The organism is Leptospira adleri (assembly GCF_002811985.1).
GTDB classification, from domain to species: domain Bacteria; phylum Spirochaetota; class Leptospiria; order Leptospirales; family Leptospiraceae; genus Leptospira; species Leptospira adleri.
This window is the reverse complement of record NZ_NPDU01000041.1, coordinates 19,404-38,552: the sequence shown is the minus strand read 5'-3', so window position 1 is coordinate 38,552 and position 19,149 is coordinate 19,404. Positions and strand designations below refer to the sequence as shown.

The following is a 19,149-nucleotide window of genomic DNA, read 5'->3' as shown; positions in this document are numbered from 1 at the left end:
TAAAGCTCATGGCTTGATCGTGTGAGGAGAGCTCTTCTCAAGTTCTCATTTGTGCGAAACTTTAAGGACACTATCGAATCGCTACGTTACGAACTTCTCCGCCCCAGGACTTCTTCAAGTAAAGTCCGTCCAAGTAAACGTAAGGATATTCATCGGTAAGCGGACGGATTCTCCATTCGTCAATCTGAACAAAAACTTTCTGGTTGAGTTTGCTGATCGTTGAAGGAGAAACCTTCGTTCCCCAGAGGCTCTCGGTGATATCCTCGACTCTCCGAACAGAAACTCCAGAGAGATACATCTCCATGAGAGCTTCTTCTACCGAACTCTTCCTTCGTTTGTATCGATCGATGATCGCCGACTCAAACGGAATTGTTCTAAGTTTCGGAACTTTTAACTTTACTTTTCCGGCTTTTGTTTCGAAGTTTCTATTATACGAACCCGCTCTTGTATCTACTCGATCCGGGTTTCTCTCATACGTTGAGGCTTTGCAGAGTTTATCCGCTTCCTCATCTAAGAGAGCGTTCAGCGTTTCTTCCACTGAGCCTCTTACGAGTTCGCTCAAGTCTTTCTTGAGCTGGGTCTCATCCACCTGGATTACTTTCAGGTGCGCTTTTTCTTCTTCTGCCCTCATTGGGGGGTTCTCCTTTTTTTGAATTTGATCGCTACAAACTCAATCGGCAAGGAGAGCCTTCTCATTCATTCTTAAATCTGCGAAAATTTTAGGACGTTATCTGAGAAGAATGAGATTGGTGAGGAGAGCAATTTCGAGAATCAATTTGTTTTCCTTTGAAATCTCTATCGGAACGATTTTACTTTCAGAAGAAATCGGGACCACTGATTTTTACCCGACTGTCAGGCGAATACTTCACTACACATTTTTCTTTTCGTTTGGACAGGCTATGAAAAGAAACGAAAGCAGGGAAAAATAGAGTATTTTCTTAATTTTAGTCTCTGTAGACAATCTCGGCGCTTAGGAAGTCAATTTGAAATTGATGGGGAACGTTGCGGAAAAAGAATTCTGTCTTATGCTTGAAAGATGTTACGGGAGAAAAAACGGGGAACTTAACTCTACAAAATTCCCCGATTCTTATTCTTTAATCAATCGTTCTATTGTTTTTTCCGAAAGTTGTTTCATCTGAACGCCTTTTCCGGAGATGGCTTCCAGAGATTTGGAGAAATTCTCCTGACCTTTCAACATTCCGACTGAAAAAATATTTTCCGATTCAACTTCCAAATTACGAATTGAATCCGTAAGTTTATTTTTCTTATCTTGAATCTGCTCTTTTAGAACGGCTTGATCCATATCCGGATTTTCGGACAATTCTCGAAACAAAGGTGTTTCTCCGAAAAGAATGTTGATGAGTTCGCTATTCGGCGTATTTCCCTCATTCAAGATTCCGAGTTTCATCTGTTCTTTGGAGAATTCTCCTTGTAAGCCGGAAAGGGTTTCCTGGATTTTCAGATATCGGGAAGTAAGTCCCGAAGAAAATTCCGTTTTGTCCAGACTTCCTTGTCCTTCCTGTGCGGACACGGTTCTTCCGCTAACGGAAGACCGTTTGTCGCGGATTAGTTTTTCCGCAGAGCTGATCAGATTTGTGAGTGGAACTTCCATGTTCTTTCCTCCCTTCAGAATGCTAAATCCGGAAAGAACACCAACTTGTTGTTGTGAACTTTAGAAGGGACTTCTTTCCTTAAGTGCTCTATGTCGCATCAAAGATTTTAATTCTGTAGACAATCTATACTAGATATCGGATGGTACTCGGGAAATAAATGAATTTTTTTTCGGAAATTGTAAAAAAAAATATAAATTGACTTAAGATTTCATAGATTCATGCGACGAAACATCCAAAAACACAATCCCAAAAACATTCCGGGCGTAAGCCAAACGCCTAAGAACGCAGGAATGACTCCGTTTTCTCCCAGAGATTTCCCCGCGGAATTGAAGATATAATAGATCAATACGACTCCGATCGTAATTCCCAAGGAAGCAACGCCGGCGGTCTTCTTTGTGAAATAGCCCGCGATTGTTCCGATCAAAGTCACGATGATCGTCATCATCGGAAGAGCAAAGACGGAATGTTTTTCGGTAAGAACGTCTCCGTAAGGAAGTCCTTTCTGAATTCTTCTTTTTTGTTCTTCGCCCAACTGGATCAAGTTCATCTCCTCGACGGAGCCCGCCGGAACCTTGAAGTAGGTCGGATCTTCGGGAAGTTCGTATTCCTTTTCATCAAAGGATTCCTGAGAGGAAAGATTTAGGTCGTTGTCGAAATGCCATTCCTCGACACGTTTCATTTTCCAGATTCTCGTCTCGTAATTGTATTTCGCCTTCAAAGAGGAGATAACGGTCTCAGGAGATCCGTCCGGTCGAAGACGAATGTAGTTGAACCCTCCGTTGATCTCGTCTTTGTCCGGATCGTAAAAATACAAATAGTAGAATCCTTCCTTTCCCTTTACGTGAAACTGATATACGCTGTTGGCTAACGTTCCCATTCCCTCCGTAAGAGTATCGTGTTCTATCTTTGCGAGTTTGTTGACCGGTCTTACGATGAACTCCGTTCCCAAAAGCATGATGATCCACATGAGAATTCCGAAAAGAATCAGAGGAGCTACGATTCTAAAAAATGAAACGCCGGCGGCCATCATAGAAACGAGTTCTTTGTTTACCGAAAACTGACCGACCGTGAAACAAATCGAAAACATCAAAGACATGGAAACTACGGTTGTTGAGATGATTTTCGGAAGACTGTAAACGAGGAAAAGTGCGACGTGATAACGAGGAGCTTTCGTCGTCGTAAAGTTTCTCATGTTGTCGTTCACGAGAGAGAGCAGCATGATCCCGGTCAAAAGAACTACGGTCCCGATGAAGATTTTGAAAAATTCACCGAATAAATACTTATCTAAGATTTTGAGAGGGAAGAATTCTTTCTTCCAATAGCGAAAGAAGGATTTGATCGGATCAAGTTTGAGCGGGAATGCGGACATATCTCAGTGATTTTTCGGAACTTCAAACCATTCTTACGAAACTCTGAGAAATGACAATCACAAGAGGACCGAAAAATCGACGAGTTTTCGAATCTTTACTTCCGTTTGGCAAAAAAGAATTTCCCATCTTGGTTCTTTTTAGATTCCGCATGACCTTAGTTGCAATTGTGAACTCAATCTTTCAAAGAATTTGTCGTAACAACGACAATTCTTCGTAAAACGAAAGCCCCACCCCAATTTCGGGTGGAGGGGAGCGGAGGCGGGAAAGCTCGGGAAACTTTGCTCTATCAGAAAATCAATGTTTTGCAAGTAAAAAGTCCCAAATGTAGGAACTCCTATAAAATTTCGATTGGGCTCCGGTTGATCCCAAATCGTTTTTCCAAATTGCGGGTTAGGTGATTGGTGGGACTTTGATTCTTTTCCGAGAAACCTTTTTTCCGAAAAGTACAAACCAGCGGAATTTAGAAAATTTTTTCTTCGAATTCTTAAACTTTTATAAAGGCATACAACGTATCGAAAGTAGAATCCGAATTCTCCAATTACCCGGAATCGTTTTTGCAAATTTAACGAAAGACCGCGAAACTCGTCAGATATAAGGCCGCGCCCAAAATTCCGGTGGCGACCGTAAAACGCAAAATCCCGGGGACAAGTCCGTCCGCAGTTTGAAATCGATCCCAGAGATCGAGGCGTTTCTGCAATTCGCGTTCTTTCCCGGGAGTTAAGGTGGAATATTCCGATACGACTTGCGAAGGTTTGGGCGCGGGTTCTAACTTGGATCGGCCGTTGCGAATTTTTTCGGCAACTTTTGATTCTGCGATCAGTAACCTTTCCAGACTTGCGTGTTTGAGCGCTGAGAGGGCGCCCAATGCCTCGTCGATCCAAGAATCCACCACCTCTAACCATTTTTGCATATTGTCCTCGGTGGCCCGAGTGAATTCGAATTTGCTAAAAGCGGAGGACCAATCTTTCAGTTCCAAGTCTTCGAGGAGTTCGGATCCTAATATTATATTTTCCTTATGTTTGTGAACCTCGGCGAGTGCGTCGAACACCTGATTTCCGGCCGAGACAAGACGGGTAAGTTCCGCGCCGCTTACGTGACGATCAGCGGTAACTACGGAATATACGTTATTCAAAAGCGCTCTGCTGTCTTCGATATTGGCTCTTGCGTGGTCCGCGTAGTGAAGAACTTCGAGCAAGCCCTGCAAGTATTCCGGCCAACCCATTCCGATTTCTTCTGCGGCTTTTCTGTGAACCGAACGACATCTTTTATCATGGTCGAAGAGAAGGTTTTGGACTTCCTTACAATCTTCTTCCAGACTTTTGATCGCCGCAGGAAGTTCTCTCTTTTTTAATTCTTCTCCCCGAAAGCGGATGATTCCGTCGGAAGGAGTGTAGTAGCCTTCCTGCAAACCGGTAAGCAAATTTTTTTCCTTTTCCAGAGATCGAAGTCTTTCGAGTTGTTCAGACAAATTTCGAGGATAAAGATTTTCGAGTTCTTCCTTCGGAGAATTTACCGGATAAGCATAGAATTCTTTCGGAGAAGACGCATAACGCACAAAAGATCTTCCCAAGTAAGTTCCTTTATAATCGCTGTTGAGATATTCCTTTTTGTAGAATTCGTCGACGGACGTTAGGATTTCAGGATCGTGCTTGAATTCCGTTTTAAAACCGGAAAGAACACGTTCCGTAAATTTCTCTCTTAAGGAATCCGCGTCGTCGAATACCAGCCAACCGCTCCGATCGTCCATGGATTTCGGAACGTATCTTTTCTTCGCGTTGGCTTCTCTTTCGTGATTGTAAGGATGAGTCGCCCACATCCGAGGAGGTTGAGCGATCTCCGAAGTAAAAACCCGGTGTTTTTCGGGGTTTTCGCTCGGTAGTTCGGGCGCTTTTCCGTAGTGAGGGTTGTTCCAAATTTTTCGAGAATGATCGATGACCTTGGAATGGATCGGGAAGATATCCTTTGCGGCTTTTCCCATTCTTATATGATCCATGATAAAACCTTGAGTAGTTTCCCAGGCTTCGTCGGCCGCTTGTAATTTATGCAAGGCGTGAATCAACGCGTCGCTTCCGGTCACGGAGACCGCGACTAAATCGGCTTGAAATTCCATTTCTCTCGAGAGGGCTCTTTGTGCGAGGACGACCAGGTTAAAAAAAGATTCCATAGCGGATCGGAGGGACCAAATCACCAAACGTAGAATCCATCCGATCCAAGCGACTCGAATATCGAAGCGCGAAACCGAACGAAGAAAATCGTCGAGCGCGTCTCGTCTTGCTATCAAGTGAGCCGCAATTTGTTGAGCGATATAGACCCAATTCCCAACGGCCATACTCTTTTGGGCAAAGTGTCCGAACTCATGAGCTAGGACGGCTTTCAATTCGCTGATGCTCAGAACGTTTACAAGCGCGAGTCCGATTTCGAGATTCTTCTTGGAAGGAAAGAAAAAATTGAGCATGGAAAGATCGTAAAAGACGCAGGCGTTGACTTGAGGAGAAAGAAATACGCGGTGCGGTCTGGGCGCTCCGGTTTCGTCCGCCAATTGGTAGAGAAATTGAAAGAGTTGGGGTTGGTCTTTTTCCGTGATTTCGTATTCGTCCCCCATACTTCCCTTTTTTACAAAGAACAATGCCTTGATCATAAATAAGGAGATCAATCCGGAACCGATTCCAGCGATCCAAGAATACAATTCAGGACCCGCTCCCGAAAGTCCGTGGCGGATAAAAGAATAAGACGCCCAGGCAAACCATCCACTCAGGGAAAGATAGACGAGAACAAAGAAGACAAGCCCGAGCACGGTCAACCAGAGATTTCGTTTGTGCGCTTGATTCAATCCCGTGAGTTCGGAGGGGATTTGACTGATCGGAGAGATTGTTTCCATAGAAAGACGTCCTTTAACGATTGCGAATTTTCAAACTTCGGTTTTGAATAGTATAGCCGGAAAAAAGATCGATCTGGACAAATAATTGAAAAGAAAATTGAGGAAAGGATTTTTTCTAAAATTCCTCCTTCCTTTGAACGTGCGATTTCTCTGCGGGAGTTCCTACAGAAAGATTTTTCCTTGTGAAAAGCTGAATTCCGTGGTAGAGAAAATTTCGCGTTTCTTCCCGCCGGCACCTTTCGCCCTGCGTCACGATCCATAGAGTGCGGCGCATTGAGTTTTGTCAGGGCGCGCGACTTTCACGGAGGAGTTGTCGTATTTCCGACGGACCGGTTTTCCTTCAAATTCCCGAGTCGAACCGAACACCAATTTTCGATTGACGATTCCGTTTCCGGAAGCGATTCTTCCGAGGGAAAGGAGTCCCTCATGAAATTTCGTTCTCTTCTAATTCTTGCATTCGTTGTTTTCTTTACCTCCGGAGCCCTTCTCGCGGAAAAATCGACCGACGAACATATCAAAACTCTTTCTTCCGGCTCCGACAGCGAAAAATACGAATCCGCCGTGGCTCTTGGAAAAGGAAAAGAGAAATCGGCGATTCCGGAACTCATCAACCTTCTCAACCGCAACAACGAACCTAAAATCGCAACCGCGGCCGCTATCGCTCTTGGAAAAATCGCCGAACCGGGAGATACTACGATCGCTCTCAAAAATAAGATCATCTCTTCCGAAAACGGCGACATCGTCTACGCGTCGTTAGCCTCTCTTCTGAACATCACTACAAAAAATGAAAAACTGGAAGATTCCACAAAAGAGGCTTTCGAATTTGCGGATAAGAATCGCAGAGGAGACGAATACGTTTCCGATTTCTTGGATCTTATCAAAAAGAAACTCAAACTCTAATCTTCCTAAAAACCCTTGTTGACCCCTCCGGAAATCAGCCGTTATTCGCGGAACATTCTTCTGGATGAGGTCAAACGTAAGGGCCAAGAAACTCTCAAATCCTCCCGCGTTACGGTGATCGGCGCCGGAGGATTGGGTTCCCCCGTTCTCTTTTATCTCGCCGCCGCCGGAGTTGGAAAGATTCGAATCTTAGATTCGGATATCATCGATACGACCAATCTTCAGAGACAGATTCTTTTCAAACATTCCGAGATCGGCGCCTCCAAATCGGAAACGGCAAAACAAAGAATTCAAGAACTGAATCCTTTTATCGAAATCGAATCTTTTCCTCTTCGTATCCAAGAAGAGAATGCGGAGAATCTCCTAAAAGACAGCGACTTAATTTTAGAGGGTTCCGATAACTTCGAAACAAAGTTTTTGGTCAACGACGTCGCTTGTGGACTGAAGATTCCTTTGATCATCGCGGGGATTCTTCGTTTCGACGGAATGGTTTTAGGAATTCGTCCCGGAATCGATCCCTGTTATCGTTGTATCTACGAAACCCTTCCTCCATCCAACGCGATCCCAAGTTGTTCCGAGGCGGGCGTCATCGGAAGTATGGCGGGAATTATCGGAAGTATTCAGGCGACGGAGGCGGTTAAATTCTTATTGGGATTGGTAAACGAAGAATCTCCGGGAGTTTTCGGATCGATTCTTCAATTGGAAGCAAAGTCAATGAATTTCCATAAGGTTTCTCTTTTGAAAAGATCCGACTGTAAGGCGTGCTCTGGTATATGAACAAAAAAGAATATTCAAAATCCAATATGGATTATATGGAACAATCCGATATTCTAAAAGAATTTCAAACTCTTCCGGGAGTGGGCAAGTCCATAGCAATGGACTATTGGAATCTAGGCTTTCGGAGTTTGGATGAAATCAAATCGAAAGATCCGGAAAAACTCTACTCTCAGATCTGCGAATTCCACGGAGGACACGTCGATCGTTGTATGCTCTACGTCTTCCGTTGCGTCCATTACGCTCTGAACACAAAACGTCCTAATTCGGAAAAGTTAAAATGGTGGAACTGGAAAGATTCCGTTCCGGCTCAAAAATTAAAACGATAATTTGCGCCCACCTGGACGTAGGTTAGAACCGTTTTTGAATCCAATAAGATCGGGATCAAAATCTGAGGCGCGAAAACTTTCAGTAAGATTTGGGACGGATCCGAATTTCCCCCGCCTTCGTTTTCGGTTATATAACCTGATTGTAATTTGTTTTTCAGGGTCATATTGCTCGCTTCCACAAATAAGCTCAGATCACCTTTGATCTTCGCGGAGAATTTCACGTTCACTTCGGTTCCTGTGGATTTCCATTGATAGTCCAGGCCGAATTGATTGTATTTGAACGGAGCGGCTTCTAATCTAAATTCGTTGCTTCGGAATGAGGACGGGCCCTGCATATCCAAACGTAAGATCTGTCCTTGAAGAGCGAACCTTTCCAAAAATTTCCATTCGAATCCGATTCCAAAACTATAACCTTTGAACGGATTGCTCGTTTCCCGGTAACTCACCCGGTTGGGATTGATTCCCGTGGCGGTGATTCCTCCGAGACTATCGACTTCTTGAGAGGTCTTCGTCCAGATTCTTTCCACCCCTCCCAAAATTTGAAGATCTAAAACCGGATGCGGATAAGGAGTAAAGCCGACCCTGGAAGAAATTTTTTGAAACTTCGTCTCGCCGTTTCCTAAAAGAATATTCGCGGTTTTGTCGGGAGTGGAAGAAGAGGAACCGCTTCCACCTCCGTAAGAAAGAGTTTGAAAGCCGCCGACGTCCAAATTTCCCTTAGCTTCCGTTCCGCGGATCTCAAAGGTAAATCGGTTCCAGGCGTAATACAACCGAGTTGTCGAACTGTGATTTTTACTTTTGTAAGGAGTGGATTGCAGTTCGGCTTGACCGCCGCTGCTAAAAAGAAGTCCCGCAAACTGAACGGTTTGAAAGAAAGGACGGAGCTCCGATTGACTTTCGCCGCTTCCGACTCCGAAGGAACCTTCCAGGTAATGTCGTTTGGCCTTGGAAAGTTGTTCCTCTCTATTTTTGAGTTTTTCTTCTTTGGCTTTGAGCTTCTCCTCTTCCTGTTTTTGTTTTTCCGCGAGTTCTTTTTCCTCTTTGATTTTCTTTTCCTTTTCCGAAACCTGCGGCTCTTTTTTTGGAGAAGACGGTTCCGATGTCTTCGCAAAGGAAACTTTTCGAATCGCCGACTTCGGAAAAACTTTCGTGTTGCCGTCCGCGAGTTTGACGGTCACGGATTCCTTGTCTTGGGCTACGATCGAACCTTCCAATTTTTCTCCGGACTTGAGAAGAATCGTTTCGCTACGAAGAGATAAATTTGCGGAAAGAAACACTGCTAACAGTAAGGAAATAATTTTTTTCATATTTGAAGTCGGGTTAAAACCGGTATCGGGGAATCTTAACACATCGCTTAAATCCTGCAATTCGATTTAACTTTTTAGGGATCGATTTAGAAAGAAAAAGATCTTTCCAAAGAAGCGGAATCGTTCTTGGAAATTAAGGTTACGTTTGTTATAAAAACAAAAATCTATAATTTGCAAAAGTTTCGAAATTCTATTTTAAAAATGAAGAGAAGGAGTTGAAAGTCGATCAAATACGAAGGATTTCATTTTCGAAGAATCGTTCTTATACGATTTGATTCTTAAGGGATGAGATGAGTTTATCTTCCTTGTCCAATTTGCTTTCTAAGAGAAGAATTTTTAAATTCTTCGGAGGTTCGGAAATTTTCACCAAATCTTTTTCAGTGCAGATCACAAAGTCGTAAGCCTTTGAAATCGATAGGAGTTCGTTCTCGTCTTCCATCGTATAAGAATGATGATCCCGAAAGGATCTCGTCGACAATTCGACCGGATGAAAACTTCGAATCATGGAGAAAAAAACTTCGGGATTCCCGATTCCGGTGAAGGCATAAACTCTTTTTCCGTATAATAGTTTTGTGGAATCCAATTTCATATCGGGCGATAAGAGTTTGTCCGGTTCCAAGGAAAATCTTAAAATTCCTTTGGAGAATTTAGTCTGAAAGTTCTGAACGATTCTTTCGACCGAAGGTTCGTATTTCGAAAATACGATCCAGTCCGCTCTTGAAAGCGCCGAGTAAGGTTCTCTCAAATTTCCGGCGGGAATTAAAAATCTTTCCGTACGAATCTTACTCGAATCCAAGAGCACGATGTCCAAGTCTCTTTCCAAAACGTGATGTTGAAATCCGTCGTCGAGAATCACGATCGTATTTTCGGCGATTCCCAATTCTTCCTTAAATCGAATGTAAGAAGCGTAACGATCGCTTCCGATCCAAACCTCGGCAAAGGGAAGGTGTTTTTTTAAAAGTAACGGTTCGTCTCCCGCTTCTCTCGGGCTGGATTGTTGCGTAACCCTGAGACCGTTTTTGGTTCCCGTGGAACCGTAACCTCTCGAAAGAAGAATGATTTTTTTTTCCGGAAATTGTCCGTGAATCGTTTTTGCGAGATGTATGGAGAACGGAGTTTTACCAGTGCCTCCCATCGACAGATTTCCCACGCTGATCACAAAGGCTCCCGGAAGTTTTTTTTTCGGAGTGAGTCTTTGATCGAGTAGAAAAAGCCCTCTGTATAAGAAAGAAATCGCGTAAAAAATCGGGAACAAAAGGACTTGAACGAGGGATAGGACCGTAAAGGATTTCATAAGTAAATTAGAATATTCTAAAATTTAAGCGTTTTCGGCCGTCTCGGCGAACTGGATGTCGTATAACTTTTTGTATTTTCCGTCCAGCTGAATCAGTTCGGAATGTGTTCCTGATTCTACGATTCTTCCGTCTTCCATTGCAAAAATTCTGTTCGCGATCTGAACGGTGGAAAGTCTGTGCGCGATGATGATTACGGTTCTATTCTTATAAAGCGATTCCAAGGCTTGTTGGACGAGTCTTTCGGATTCGGTGTCGAGCGCGGAAGTCGCTTCGTCCAAGATGAGAATTTCAGGGTTGAGGAGCAGCGCCCTCGCGATCGCGATTCTCTGTCTCTGACCTCCCGAAAGCATCACGCCTCGTTCACCAACGATCGTCTCAAAACCTTCCTCGAAGGAAAGGATGAATTCCATCGCGAAGGCTTGTTCGCAGGCCGCGTGGAGTTGTTCGTCGCTGACGTCTTGATTTCCGTAACAGATGTTTTCGCGGATCGTTCCGTTAAAAAGAAAAACCTGTTGAGCCACGATTCCGATTTTTTTTCTGAGATTGCTCAGATCCAATTCCCGGATATCGATATCGTCCAAATAGATTTCGCCTTCTTGAGGATCGATAAGTCTTGGAACAAGGTCGACTAACGTAGATTTTCCGGCGCCCGAAGCTCCTACAAGCGCGATCGTTTCTCCTTTCGGAATATCAAGGTTGATTTCCTGGATCGCAGGATTTTTAGAACCGGGATAACTGAAAGTCACGTTTTTGAATCGGATTCCCTTCACCATCTTCTTTAAGAATTTAGGTCGTTCCGGATTTTTAACGTCGGTTTCCTGATCCAGAAGTTCGAACACCCTTTCACCGGCCGAGATCGCGCTTTGAACCGAGTTGGAAAGCATACTCATCTGCTTGAACGGTCTCATCAAAAAAATCAACGTTAGGAAGAACGCCATAAACATTCCTCTGGAGAACGTTCCGTCTTCCATAAGATATGCGCCGAAACTCAAAAAAATCACTGCGACGATCGAACTAAACAGCTCGGTCAAGGAAGGACCGATCTGATGATAAAAATGTCCTTGGAAGGTTTTGTCCGAAAGATCTTGATTGAGTTCCCTAAATCGATCCGCTTCCGCTTTTTCCATAGAGAACGCGCGGATCACTCTGATTCCGGAGATCACTTCCTGAAGATGTCCGTTTAACGAGGAAAGACGTTCCTGTTGATTTCGGGTCGCCCTCCGAATCTTATCCGCGAACGCGGAAACCGGACCCATCACCAGAGGAACGATGATAAAAACCGCCAGAAACATTTTCCAACTCAGATAGAGAAGAAGAAGTAAATGTGTGATGATGTAGAAAAAATCTATGATCGCATCTTTGAGATCGGAACTGATCAGTTTACCGAGAACTTCCACGTCGTTGATGATTCTACTCATCAGGATCCCGGTTTTTTCCTGAACAAAGTGATTGAGAGGAAGAGTCTGCGCCTTCGCGTACAGCTCCGCCCTTAGATCCCGAATCGCAAGATAACCCGCCGAGTTGATAAAATAAACCGCCGCGGCAAGAAAGATCAGTTTGAGAAGATAAACCGGAAAGACGATAAAACAAAAAAGCAAAACGAGTTCGTCGTGGCTCATCGTTTTCAGAGAGGAGTTGAGTTTGATTTTCCACTGCGCGAGCGTTAGTTCGATGGATTCCACGCTCGAAAAAGAATCGTTTTCCTCGTGACGTTGGATGAGCGCTTTGTCTTTTTTTGTGAGGGAAATTTCAAAACTCGTCTTTTCACCGGTGCCCAGGGAATCGAAGATCGGAATCAAAGAAGTGAGGGACGCTCCGTTTAAGACGGAAACAAGAAAAGAAAGTACGACCCCGGAGATCAGTCTGTATTTGTACTTGAAGGAATACTTTAGGAGCCGTTTATAGATGTTCATTGGACAGGTTTAGTCTTTTGAATACTTCTCTACCCTTTTTTGCAGGAATCCTTGTTTTGTCCCTTCTTTTTTCCGGTTGTAATCCTCGGGAAGAAGATCTGGAAGAATTGATTCTTTCCATCCCTTCGGATCCGATCAGCTTGGATCCTTTGTTTTCCACGGATTTGTCTTCGAGGACTCTCGGAAAATTCTTATATCCGTTTTTATTTCAAAAAAACTCGGACGGAAAAGAAGGTTATCAACTCGTTGAATCCTTTCAATTAAAAGGAACCGGCGAACTTCGTTCTTTTCGACTCAGACTTCGATCTCATTTTCTAACCAACGGAGAAGAATTAAGAGCCGAGCACGTCAAAGAATCCTTGGATCGACTCGCAAACACCCCCGGGCCGAGAAGAAATCAATATTCTTTCTTAAGGGAGACTAACGTGATCGGAGAAAAAGAGATCGAGCTCAAGATCACCGGCGGACTCAGACAAGCCGTCGACGCGCTTTCCTTGCCTCCGTCCGCGATCGTTTGTTGTAAACAAAAAGAATCCGACCCGCTCGAAGCTGAATCCTTTGAAACATTAGAAAAAAAGAATATTGCTTCGGTTCCAAAAGCGGGTCGTTACGTTTTGAAGGAATGGAAAAAAAACAATTACGTCCTTTTGGAAAAAAACCCGTTCTTTAAAGAGGACCTTCCCAAGAAGATTCGTTTGAGAATTCTGGCTTCCGCTTCCACGGGAGTTTTTTTATTTTCCAAGGGAAGAATGGATCTTATGCGTCTTCCCAACTTTCTTCTTAAAAATCCGAATCTCAAAAAAGAGAATTTCTATTTTAGAAAAGGGGCGGGGGTTCAATACGTCGCGATCCAAGCGAAAGAACCCTGTTTCGATCTCAATTTTAGAAAGGCGATCAATACCGCGATCGATCCGAATCTTGTGATTCAAAAACTGCTCGAAGGAAACGCGGATCCCACTTTTGCTTCCGCTCCTCCCGGAACGATTTCCGATAGGATCCAACGGGAAATTCTAAATAAGAATCCGGAGATCAACGCGATCTCGAGTCATAAAAAAAATCTCGCGATCGAGTATCTTAAAAAATCCTCCTGTTATCCGCAAATTTTAGAAAGGGAAATCGATTTTAGGATGCGGGGCGACGAAGAGAATAGCGCGAACGGATTGGCTTTGGCCGGATTTCTAAAAGAGATCGGATTGAAGATCAAGATTTTTCCCATGGAAAAGGCGATTCTTTACAAAGAGAACTCGGAAGGCAAAGGAGATCTAACGTTGCTTTTTTGGTACGCGGATCTTCCCGGAGCTTGGAACTTTATCGATCCTTTATTTTCGGGAAAGGACAAAGGAAACGGAGGAAATCGGGCCCACTACGAAAATCCGGAATTGGAAACTTTATTTTCCAAGGCGAGGAAATCCGATTCTTTGAACTTGGAATCGGAAACATCCAAGGCGTTACAAATTCTTCTGAAAGAATTTCCTTGGGTCTTTCTCTGGTCGCCGTATGAAACGTTTCTTCTTTCCGAAAAGGCAAAACGTTATCCTAATTTGGTGGAATTTCTCTGACTTCGGGAAGCTCGAGTTCCACCGAATCTTCGTCTCCTTCTTCCAATTGAGGCTGATTTTTTCTTTCACCGATTACGGGAGAACCTTCTTGTTGAGTCGCAGTTTCCGGAGTTACGTTAGTCGCGCCAGAAGGCGGTCCGGGTTGTTCGCCGATGTAATAGTATTGTCCGTAAAGGGGATGAGCGCAGGGAACGGAAGAATGTAGAAGCGATCCGGTGTCGCCGCAGACATCCACCTTCACAAAATCGCCGTTAAACGGTTTGATGAGGGAGTCCGGAAAACCGATATTGCTTGCGATATAATTCACGTATCGAAACCAGATGTTGCCGCTGATTGCGGAGCCTGAACCTTCGAACGGTGCGCCTACGTCGTTTCCGATCCAGACCGTCGTGACCAAGTCGGGATTGACTCCGGCAAACCAAGCGTCCCTGACTCCTTTCCGGGATCCCCATTTTTTTCTGGCTTCTTTCGGGGATTGAACCGTTCCCGTTTTTCCTCCCATCGGGAAAGAATTTTCATCCTTGAGTCTTAACTTCATAGTTCCTTGTTCGCTTAATACCGCTTCCAAAAGATTCATCGTTTCCGCACAGGCGACGGGATCCAAAATCTGAATCGCTTCTTCCGGACCTTTGAGAGGAGTTGAGAACATTTCACTTCCTTCAGAATCCGTGATTCTTAAAATTTGAATCGGAGTTACTTTTTTACCGCCGTTCGCGATGGTTGAATAGATGAGGGCGAGTTCCATCGGAGACAATTCTCCCGAACCGAGCGCGAGTGAAAGATTCGGTTGGAATCTTTTTTCCAAGGTCGTCTTATCGATGTCCAAAATCATCGAGACTTTTTCCAAGAATTCGCCGACTCCGAATTCGTTTAACAATTTAACCGCGACCGTGTTGATCGACTGAGCGAAGGCGACTCTCGCAGTGATTTCGCCTTTGTATCCTTTATACCAATTTTTAGGAGAATAACCTCTGATGTTGATTTCTTCGTCCACAACTTTGGAGGAGGGAGTGATGATCCGATTTTCAAACGCGATCGCGTAAACGAGAGCCTTGATTGTAGAACCGGGCTGTCTTAGGGCGGAAACCGCGCGGTTCAGCCGGAATATATTCGAAATTTTGTAACTACCCACCATCGCTTCGATATAACCGTTGCTCGGATTGATCGATATAAGAGATCCGTTCATATTGTCTATGATGGATTGTTGAGTTCTCGCTTCCTCCGCGTTATCCTTCTTTTGATAGTTCGCTTTGGTCTCGAGGAGCTTTCTGCGGACGGATTCGATTCCCTCTCTGAGAGATTTTTCCGCAGCGTCCTGTTTTTCGTAATCGAGGGTTGTGTAGACGTTCATCCCTCTGGTTTCGATATCGATTTCGGAGAACGTATCCAGGATGTGCTGACGGATTCCGTAATTGAAGTCGGGAGCTAAGTTCACGGTAAAGTCTTTGTCAAAACCGTATCTCGCTATATCGGAAGAATAAAATTCTTTTTCGCCGTCTTTTGTGATTTCGACCTTATAGATCGCTTTAAATTTTTTGAGATTCGATTCTATGAGTTTTGAAAAATTTTTCCCTACTTTGGAAGGGTTCGGATTCAGATGTGCGTTATCCGCCATTGGGGTCAAAACGAGCTTCTGTCTTTTTAATGCGGTTTTGAGACTTCGTACCGGATTGTAATTGGACGGAGCGGGGATGATTCCCACGAGCATGGCTGCTTCTTCCGGCGTTAGTTCGGCTGCGGCCTTGTTGAAGTAGTAGCGGCTTGCTTCTTCGACGCCCGTATTTCCTTCTCCCAAGAAGATCCGATTGAGATACATTGCGAGGATCGTGTTCTTATCGAATTGACTTTCTAAGTAAAAAGTGCAGTAGAATTCCGTAATCTTATTGAAGATGTTTCTCGCGCCGAGATCCAGAGTCAGCTTTGCGAGCTGTTGCGTAAGTGTGGAGCCGCCTTGTTTTTGAAACGTCGTCAAGTTGATGATCAACGCCCTTAAAAGAGCCGTGTAGTTGATCCCGTGATGGTTGTAAAATTCCCGATCTTCCGATGAGAGGAGCGCCCAGACGATATTTCCGTGTTCGACGAGGTTGTCCGTGCGAATCGGTTTGAACTTTCTTCTGGAAAATTCTCCGATCATTTTTCCGTTTCGATCTAAGATTCGGATCGGACGAATTTGGCTTATCTCGTAGTAGTTCGTGACTTCATTCTTAAATTTATCCAGATTGGAAACGACCTCGTCCTTTTTAGTCAGCCAGACCACGTAAGAACCGCCGATCAAAAAAGAGCCGATCGTCAAAGTCGCAATTCCGCCGTATCTGAAGATCTGTCTCCAATACGTTTTTGAAAAGAGGAAAAGGTTTCGAAGACCTTCCTTAATTGAATGAAGAATGGAAAATAATTTCTCGTTACCGGACGCCATCGTTTCCTCTATATCTCTATTGATCTCAGAGAAAGACAATAGAAACCGTTGAATCTTTGTAAAGTATTAGAATTCTTTCGAACTGGTTTCCGATTTTGCCCCGAACCCGGATTTTGAAATTTGTCAAATGAATTCTGAAGAAAGGGTTTTTGTCGGAACTCCGACCGGTATGTTTTTCATTCGGTTTATATTGAGTCCTGAAAATCGGTGTGGGAACTCCCATGAAATACCCGGATTTCTTTCTAAAAACGGATTGCGGTCGGAACTCCGGTGGCGTCTGAGATAGCAAAACGAGACTCGTTTTGGAAATATTGAGGGGATTCTTTTTGAGTTATAGTTCGGTCGCTAAGAAACTCAGGCTTTTCTTTTTAAAAAATAGGAGTTCCTACTATTTTCCATTCCGTAAAACCAATCCTTCGAAAAACATTTATTTTGATCCGAGAACGAGTGTGGGAACTCTATCAAAAATCAAATCTCGAAGAAAGGCTTCACTTCAATTCGCTCCAGCCGCCTCTCCGGGGAAAATGTGAAATTGAAATTAAACTTTTGTAGGATCTCCTATAAAGCGACTCTAAGAGGCGGATCCTTTGAAAGAAAAATCAACGCGGGAACTCCGCAAAAAAAAATTTTGATAAGACAAAATTTAAAACGCTCTCAAAACCCTAAAAAAGTAGGAACTCATACGCAAGTTTAACAACGATAAGTCGGTTCAAAATTCAATAGGTTTCGTAAGAGACAGAATCTGTGGGAACTCCCGCGGTTCCCGTTTATAATTGGCAAGCAATTCGATCCACCCGAACGGTTTTCCGTTCAGCGGAAATCGCGTTGCCTCATTTCTTTTTCAAAATCGTGAAGTTCACTCTTCGATTCTTACGACGTCCTTCGTCCGAATCGTTTTTATACAAAGGAACGCCGTCTCCAAAGCCGCGAGTCTGAATTCTTCGCATCGGGATCGAGTGTTTTTTGGAAAGATATTCTGCGACGGCTAACGCGCGTTTTTCGGAAAGAAGAAGATTGTCTTTTTTCTTACCGACGTTGTCCGTGTGGCCTTCGATCTGAATTTCGATTTCCGGATTTTCTTTTACGATTTCCGCGAGTCTGTCGAGTTCGGGAGCGGATTCGGGAGCGATCTGAAAACTTTTCGATTCAAAAAATAAATTATTGATTTGAATCGTTCCCCGTTCTTGGATCGGAGGCAGCTGCAAAACGACCTCCACGTTTTCGGGAATTGATTTCCGAGAACTCAGATTTAGATTCTGGGAAACGGGAAGATATCCTTTTTTCTGCGCATAAAAACCGTAGTTTTCGCCGAAGGGAAGAACTATCGAAAAGTTACCCGTTGAAGGATCGCTTTTCGCACTTCCTATTTTTTCGTGAGACTTTAAAGATTCATAATGTATGTCCGCCGAAAGAGGATTTCCTTCCGTATCGACCACCTTGCCGTTGACCACGACGACCTTATCTGGACGCATTTCTTTCGGAAGATACGCCATAAATAACTGGCCTTCTTTGCTGATATAAGCCCAGTCGCTGTTCGCGGGAATGGAGAAGAAATTCACGCCTTTTAAATTTTCGGAAACTTCGGTAGGTTTGGTCCATTGGTCCCAGCCATCTCCGATTCTTCTTGTCATATAAATGGAAAGTCCTTTTTGTCCGTCGCTGGAAAAGTAAAGAGTTCGATCGTCGCTTGCTAGAAACGGAGCCATCTCTTCATGTTCGGAGTTGATCACCTCGCCCAAGTTCATTCCGAGAGGAAAGGTTCCATCGGATAACATTTTACTCACGTAAAGATCGAGCTTTCCTTTGGCGTCCTTATGTTGAGAAGAATAAATCAAAATTCTTCCGGAAGAGGAAAGAGTGGAACCTCCGAAGACTTCCTGACTTGAATCGTTTTTCTTTCTGTAGAGATTATAAAAATCAGGAAATTTTAATATACTCGGTTTAGACCAGGAACCCTTTTCTTTAAAACTTTTGTAGAGGGGAACTCTTCTTGTGATCTCTCTCGTCTTGTCGTCGTATTCGTTTCTGAGTTCCTCGATTTTTTTTCTATATTCGTTCGAGTTCTTGGAAGAACGTGCGGCGACTTCTCCCTTGGATTCGAATTCTTTGCCGAGTTCGTCCAACAATTCTTTTTCGCCGAACGTTCCGAAGACGAAAAGTTCGTTTCCTCCGGGAAGAGCGGAGATCACCGCCGAAGGCATCTCGTTGTTCAGAGGAGAACCCATCTCTTTTCCGTCTTCCCAAAATCCTCTTTCGTCGAGTTTGGAATACCATATCTTCTGAGTTCCGGATTTTCCCCGTTTGATGTAAGCGGTCCAAAAGAGATATTTTCCATCGGGTGAAGCCGTAGGATTGAACGCGAAGATATTATGATTTACGTAGTCCGGAATTTTTTTGATCGTCCAAGGTTTGATTTCGTTCGAGCTGAGAAACGGATAGATTTCGTAACGGATCGGGTTGCACGTAGAACCCTTCATGCTGCAAAGAATTCGAACGGTCTTATCGTTGAGTTTGGAAAGTTCCGCGGTGATTTCGTTCGACTCGATCGGGATGAATGCGTTCTCCGTACTCAACAATTTCCCGAATTGAAGAATTTTTCCGGTAAATAATTTATCCTCGGCCTGAAGACCCGTAAGGAAGGGAAAACTTAGGATCAAAGGAAGAATGGATCGAAGTTTGGAACGCATACACTCTAACCTTCGGAAGAATTTCAAAACTTCTTAATTCTCCTTTTTCTTGGCAAAAAACCCTACCTTGAAAATCATGGTCATGATTCTCCCCCTGGCAGGTATTTT

Annotated in this window: 12 protein-coding genes and 1 pseudogene; 4 read left to right on the top strand and 9 right to left on the bottom strand. The window is 43.9% G+C overall.

The genetic code is table 11. The features are described 5' to 3' along the window. Positions 1 to 76: 76 nt before the first annotated feature. From CH376_RS15365 to CH376_RS15345, 4 genes and pseudogenes are all read right to left on the bottom strand, one after another. Positions 77 to 631, bottom strand: a pseudogene (locus CH376_RS15365) (transposase); the annotation flags it as partial. A 456-nt stretch (positions 632 to 1,087) separates the two neighbouring features. Continuing rightward, positions 1,088 to 1,612, bottom strand: a complete 525-nt coding sequence (locus tag CH376_RS15360) for an LIC10415 family protein (RefSeq protein WP_100785052.1) — start codon at positions 1,610 to 1,612, stop codon at positions 1,088 to 1,090. 209 nt (positions 1,613 to 1,821) lie between these two features. Then, on the bottom strand, positions 1,822 to 2,982 hold the full coding sequence (locus tag CH376_RS15355; RefSeq protein ID WP_100785053.1) for an LptF/LptG family permease: 1,161 nt from the start codon (positions 2,980 to 2,982) through the stop codon (positions 1,822 to 1,824). Between the two features lie 563 nt (positions 2,983 to 3,545). Continuing rightward, on the bottom strand, positions 3,546 to 5,861 hold the full coding sequence (locus CH376_RS15345; protein WP_100785055.1) for a M48 family metallopeptidase: 2,316 nt from the start codon (positions 5,859 to 5,861) through the stop codon (positions 3,546 to 3,548). A gap of 426 nt (positions 5,862 to 6,287) precedes the next feature. Between CH376_RS15345 and CH376_RS15340 the strand changes: the two genes are divergently transcribed. From CH376_RS15340 to CH376_RS15330, 3 genes are read left to right on the top strand one after another with little or no spacing between them, the layout of a single operon-like run. Continuing rightward, positions 6,288 to 6,761 (top strand): HEAT repeat domain-containing protein, encoded by a 474-nt coding sequence (locus CH376_RS15340; protein ID WP_100785238.1) that lies wholly within the window; start codon positions 6,288 to 6,290, stop codon positions 6,759 to 6,761. A gap of 15 nt (positions 6,762 to 6,776) precedes the next feature. Then, positions 6,777 to 7,538 (top strand): HesA/MoeB/ThiF family protein, encoded by a 762-nt coding sequence (locus tag CH376_RS15335; RefSeq protein ID WP_100785056.1) that lies wholly within the window; start codon positions 6,777 to 6,779, stop codon positions 7,536 to 7,538. Continuing rightward, a complete protein-coding gene (locus tag CH376_RS15330) occupies positions 7,535 to 7,864 on the top strand; it encodes a helix-hairpin-helix domain-containing protein (RefSeq protein ID WP_100785057.1) in 330 nt (109 codons plus the stop codon). Before CH376_RS15335 ends, CH376_RS15330 begins: the two co-directional genes overlap by 4 nt. Here CH376_RS15330 and CH376_RS15325 read toward each other — a convergent pair. The 3 genes from CH376_RS15325 to CH376_RS15315 form a co-directional block, all read right to left on the bottom strand. Beyond that, positions 7,846 to 9,171 carry an LA_0442/LA_0875 N-terminal domain-containing protein gene (locus tag CH376_RS15325; protein ID WP_100785058.1) on the bottom strand — a complete coding sequence of 442 codons (1,326 nt, stop codon included), beginning with the start codon at positions 9,169 to 9,171 and terminating at the stop codon, positions 7,846 to 7,848. The two genes, CH376_RS15330 and CH376_RS15325, sit on opposite strands and share 19 nt — an antisense overlap. A gap of 262 nt (positions 9,172 to 9,433) precedes the next feature. Continuing rightward, the gene (gene lpxK / locus CH376_RS15320; protein WP_100785059.1) at positions 9,434 to 10,465 is read right to left on the bottom strand and encodes a tetraacyldisaccharide 4'-kinase; all 1,032 of its coding nucleotides are present in this window, start codon (positions 10,463 to 10,465) and stop codon (positions 9,434 to 9,436) included. A gap of 24 nt (positions 10,466 to 10,489) precedes the next feature. Further along, complete coding sequence (locus tag CH376_RS15315; protein WP_165781724.1) at positions 10,490 to 12,379, bottom strand: ABC transporter ATP-binding protein; 1,890 nt, start codon at positions 12,377 to 12,379, stop codon at positions 10,490 to 10,492. Here CH376_RS15315 and CH376_RS15310 point away from each other — a divergent pair. Further along, positions 12,379 to 13,938 carry an ABC transporter substrate-binding protein gene (locus tag CH376_RS15310; RefSeq protein ID WP_100785060.1) on the top strand — a complete coding sequence of 520 codons (1,560 nt, stop codon included), beginning with the start codon at positions 12,379 to 12,381 and terminating at the stop codon, positions 13,936 to 13,938. The genes CH376_RS15315 and CH376_RS15310 overlap by 1 nt on opposite strands. Here CH376_RS15310 and CH376_RS15305 read toward each other — a convergent pair. Both CH376_RS15305 and CH376_RS15290 read right to left on the bottom strand, forming a co-directional pair. After that, positions 13,916 to 16,354, bottom strand: a complete 2,439-nt coding sequence (locus CH376_RS15305) for a transglycosylase domain-containing protein (protein ID WP_100785061.1) — start codon at positions 16,352 to 16,354, stop codon at positions 13,916 to 13,918. The genes CH376_RS15310 and CH376_RS15305 overlap by 23 nt on opposite strands. 830 nt (positions 16,355 to 17,184) lie before the next feature. Then, positions 17,185 to 19,041: an OmpA family protein gene (locus tag CH376_RS15290; protein WP_100785064.1), complete on the bottom strand. Its 1,857-nt coding sequence runs from the start codon at positions 19,039 to 19,041 to the stop codon at positions 17,185 to 17,187. Positions 19,042 to 19,149 lie beyond the last annotated feature (108 nt).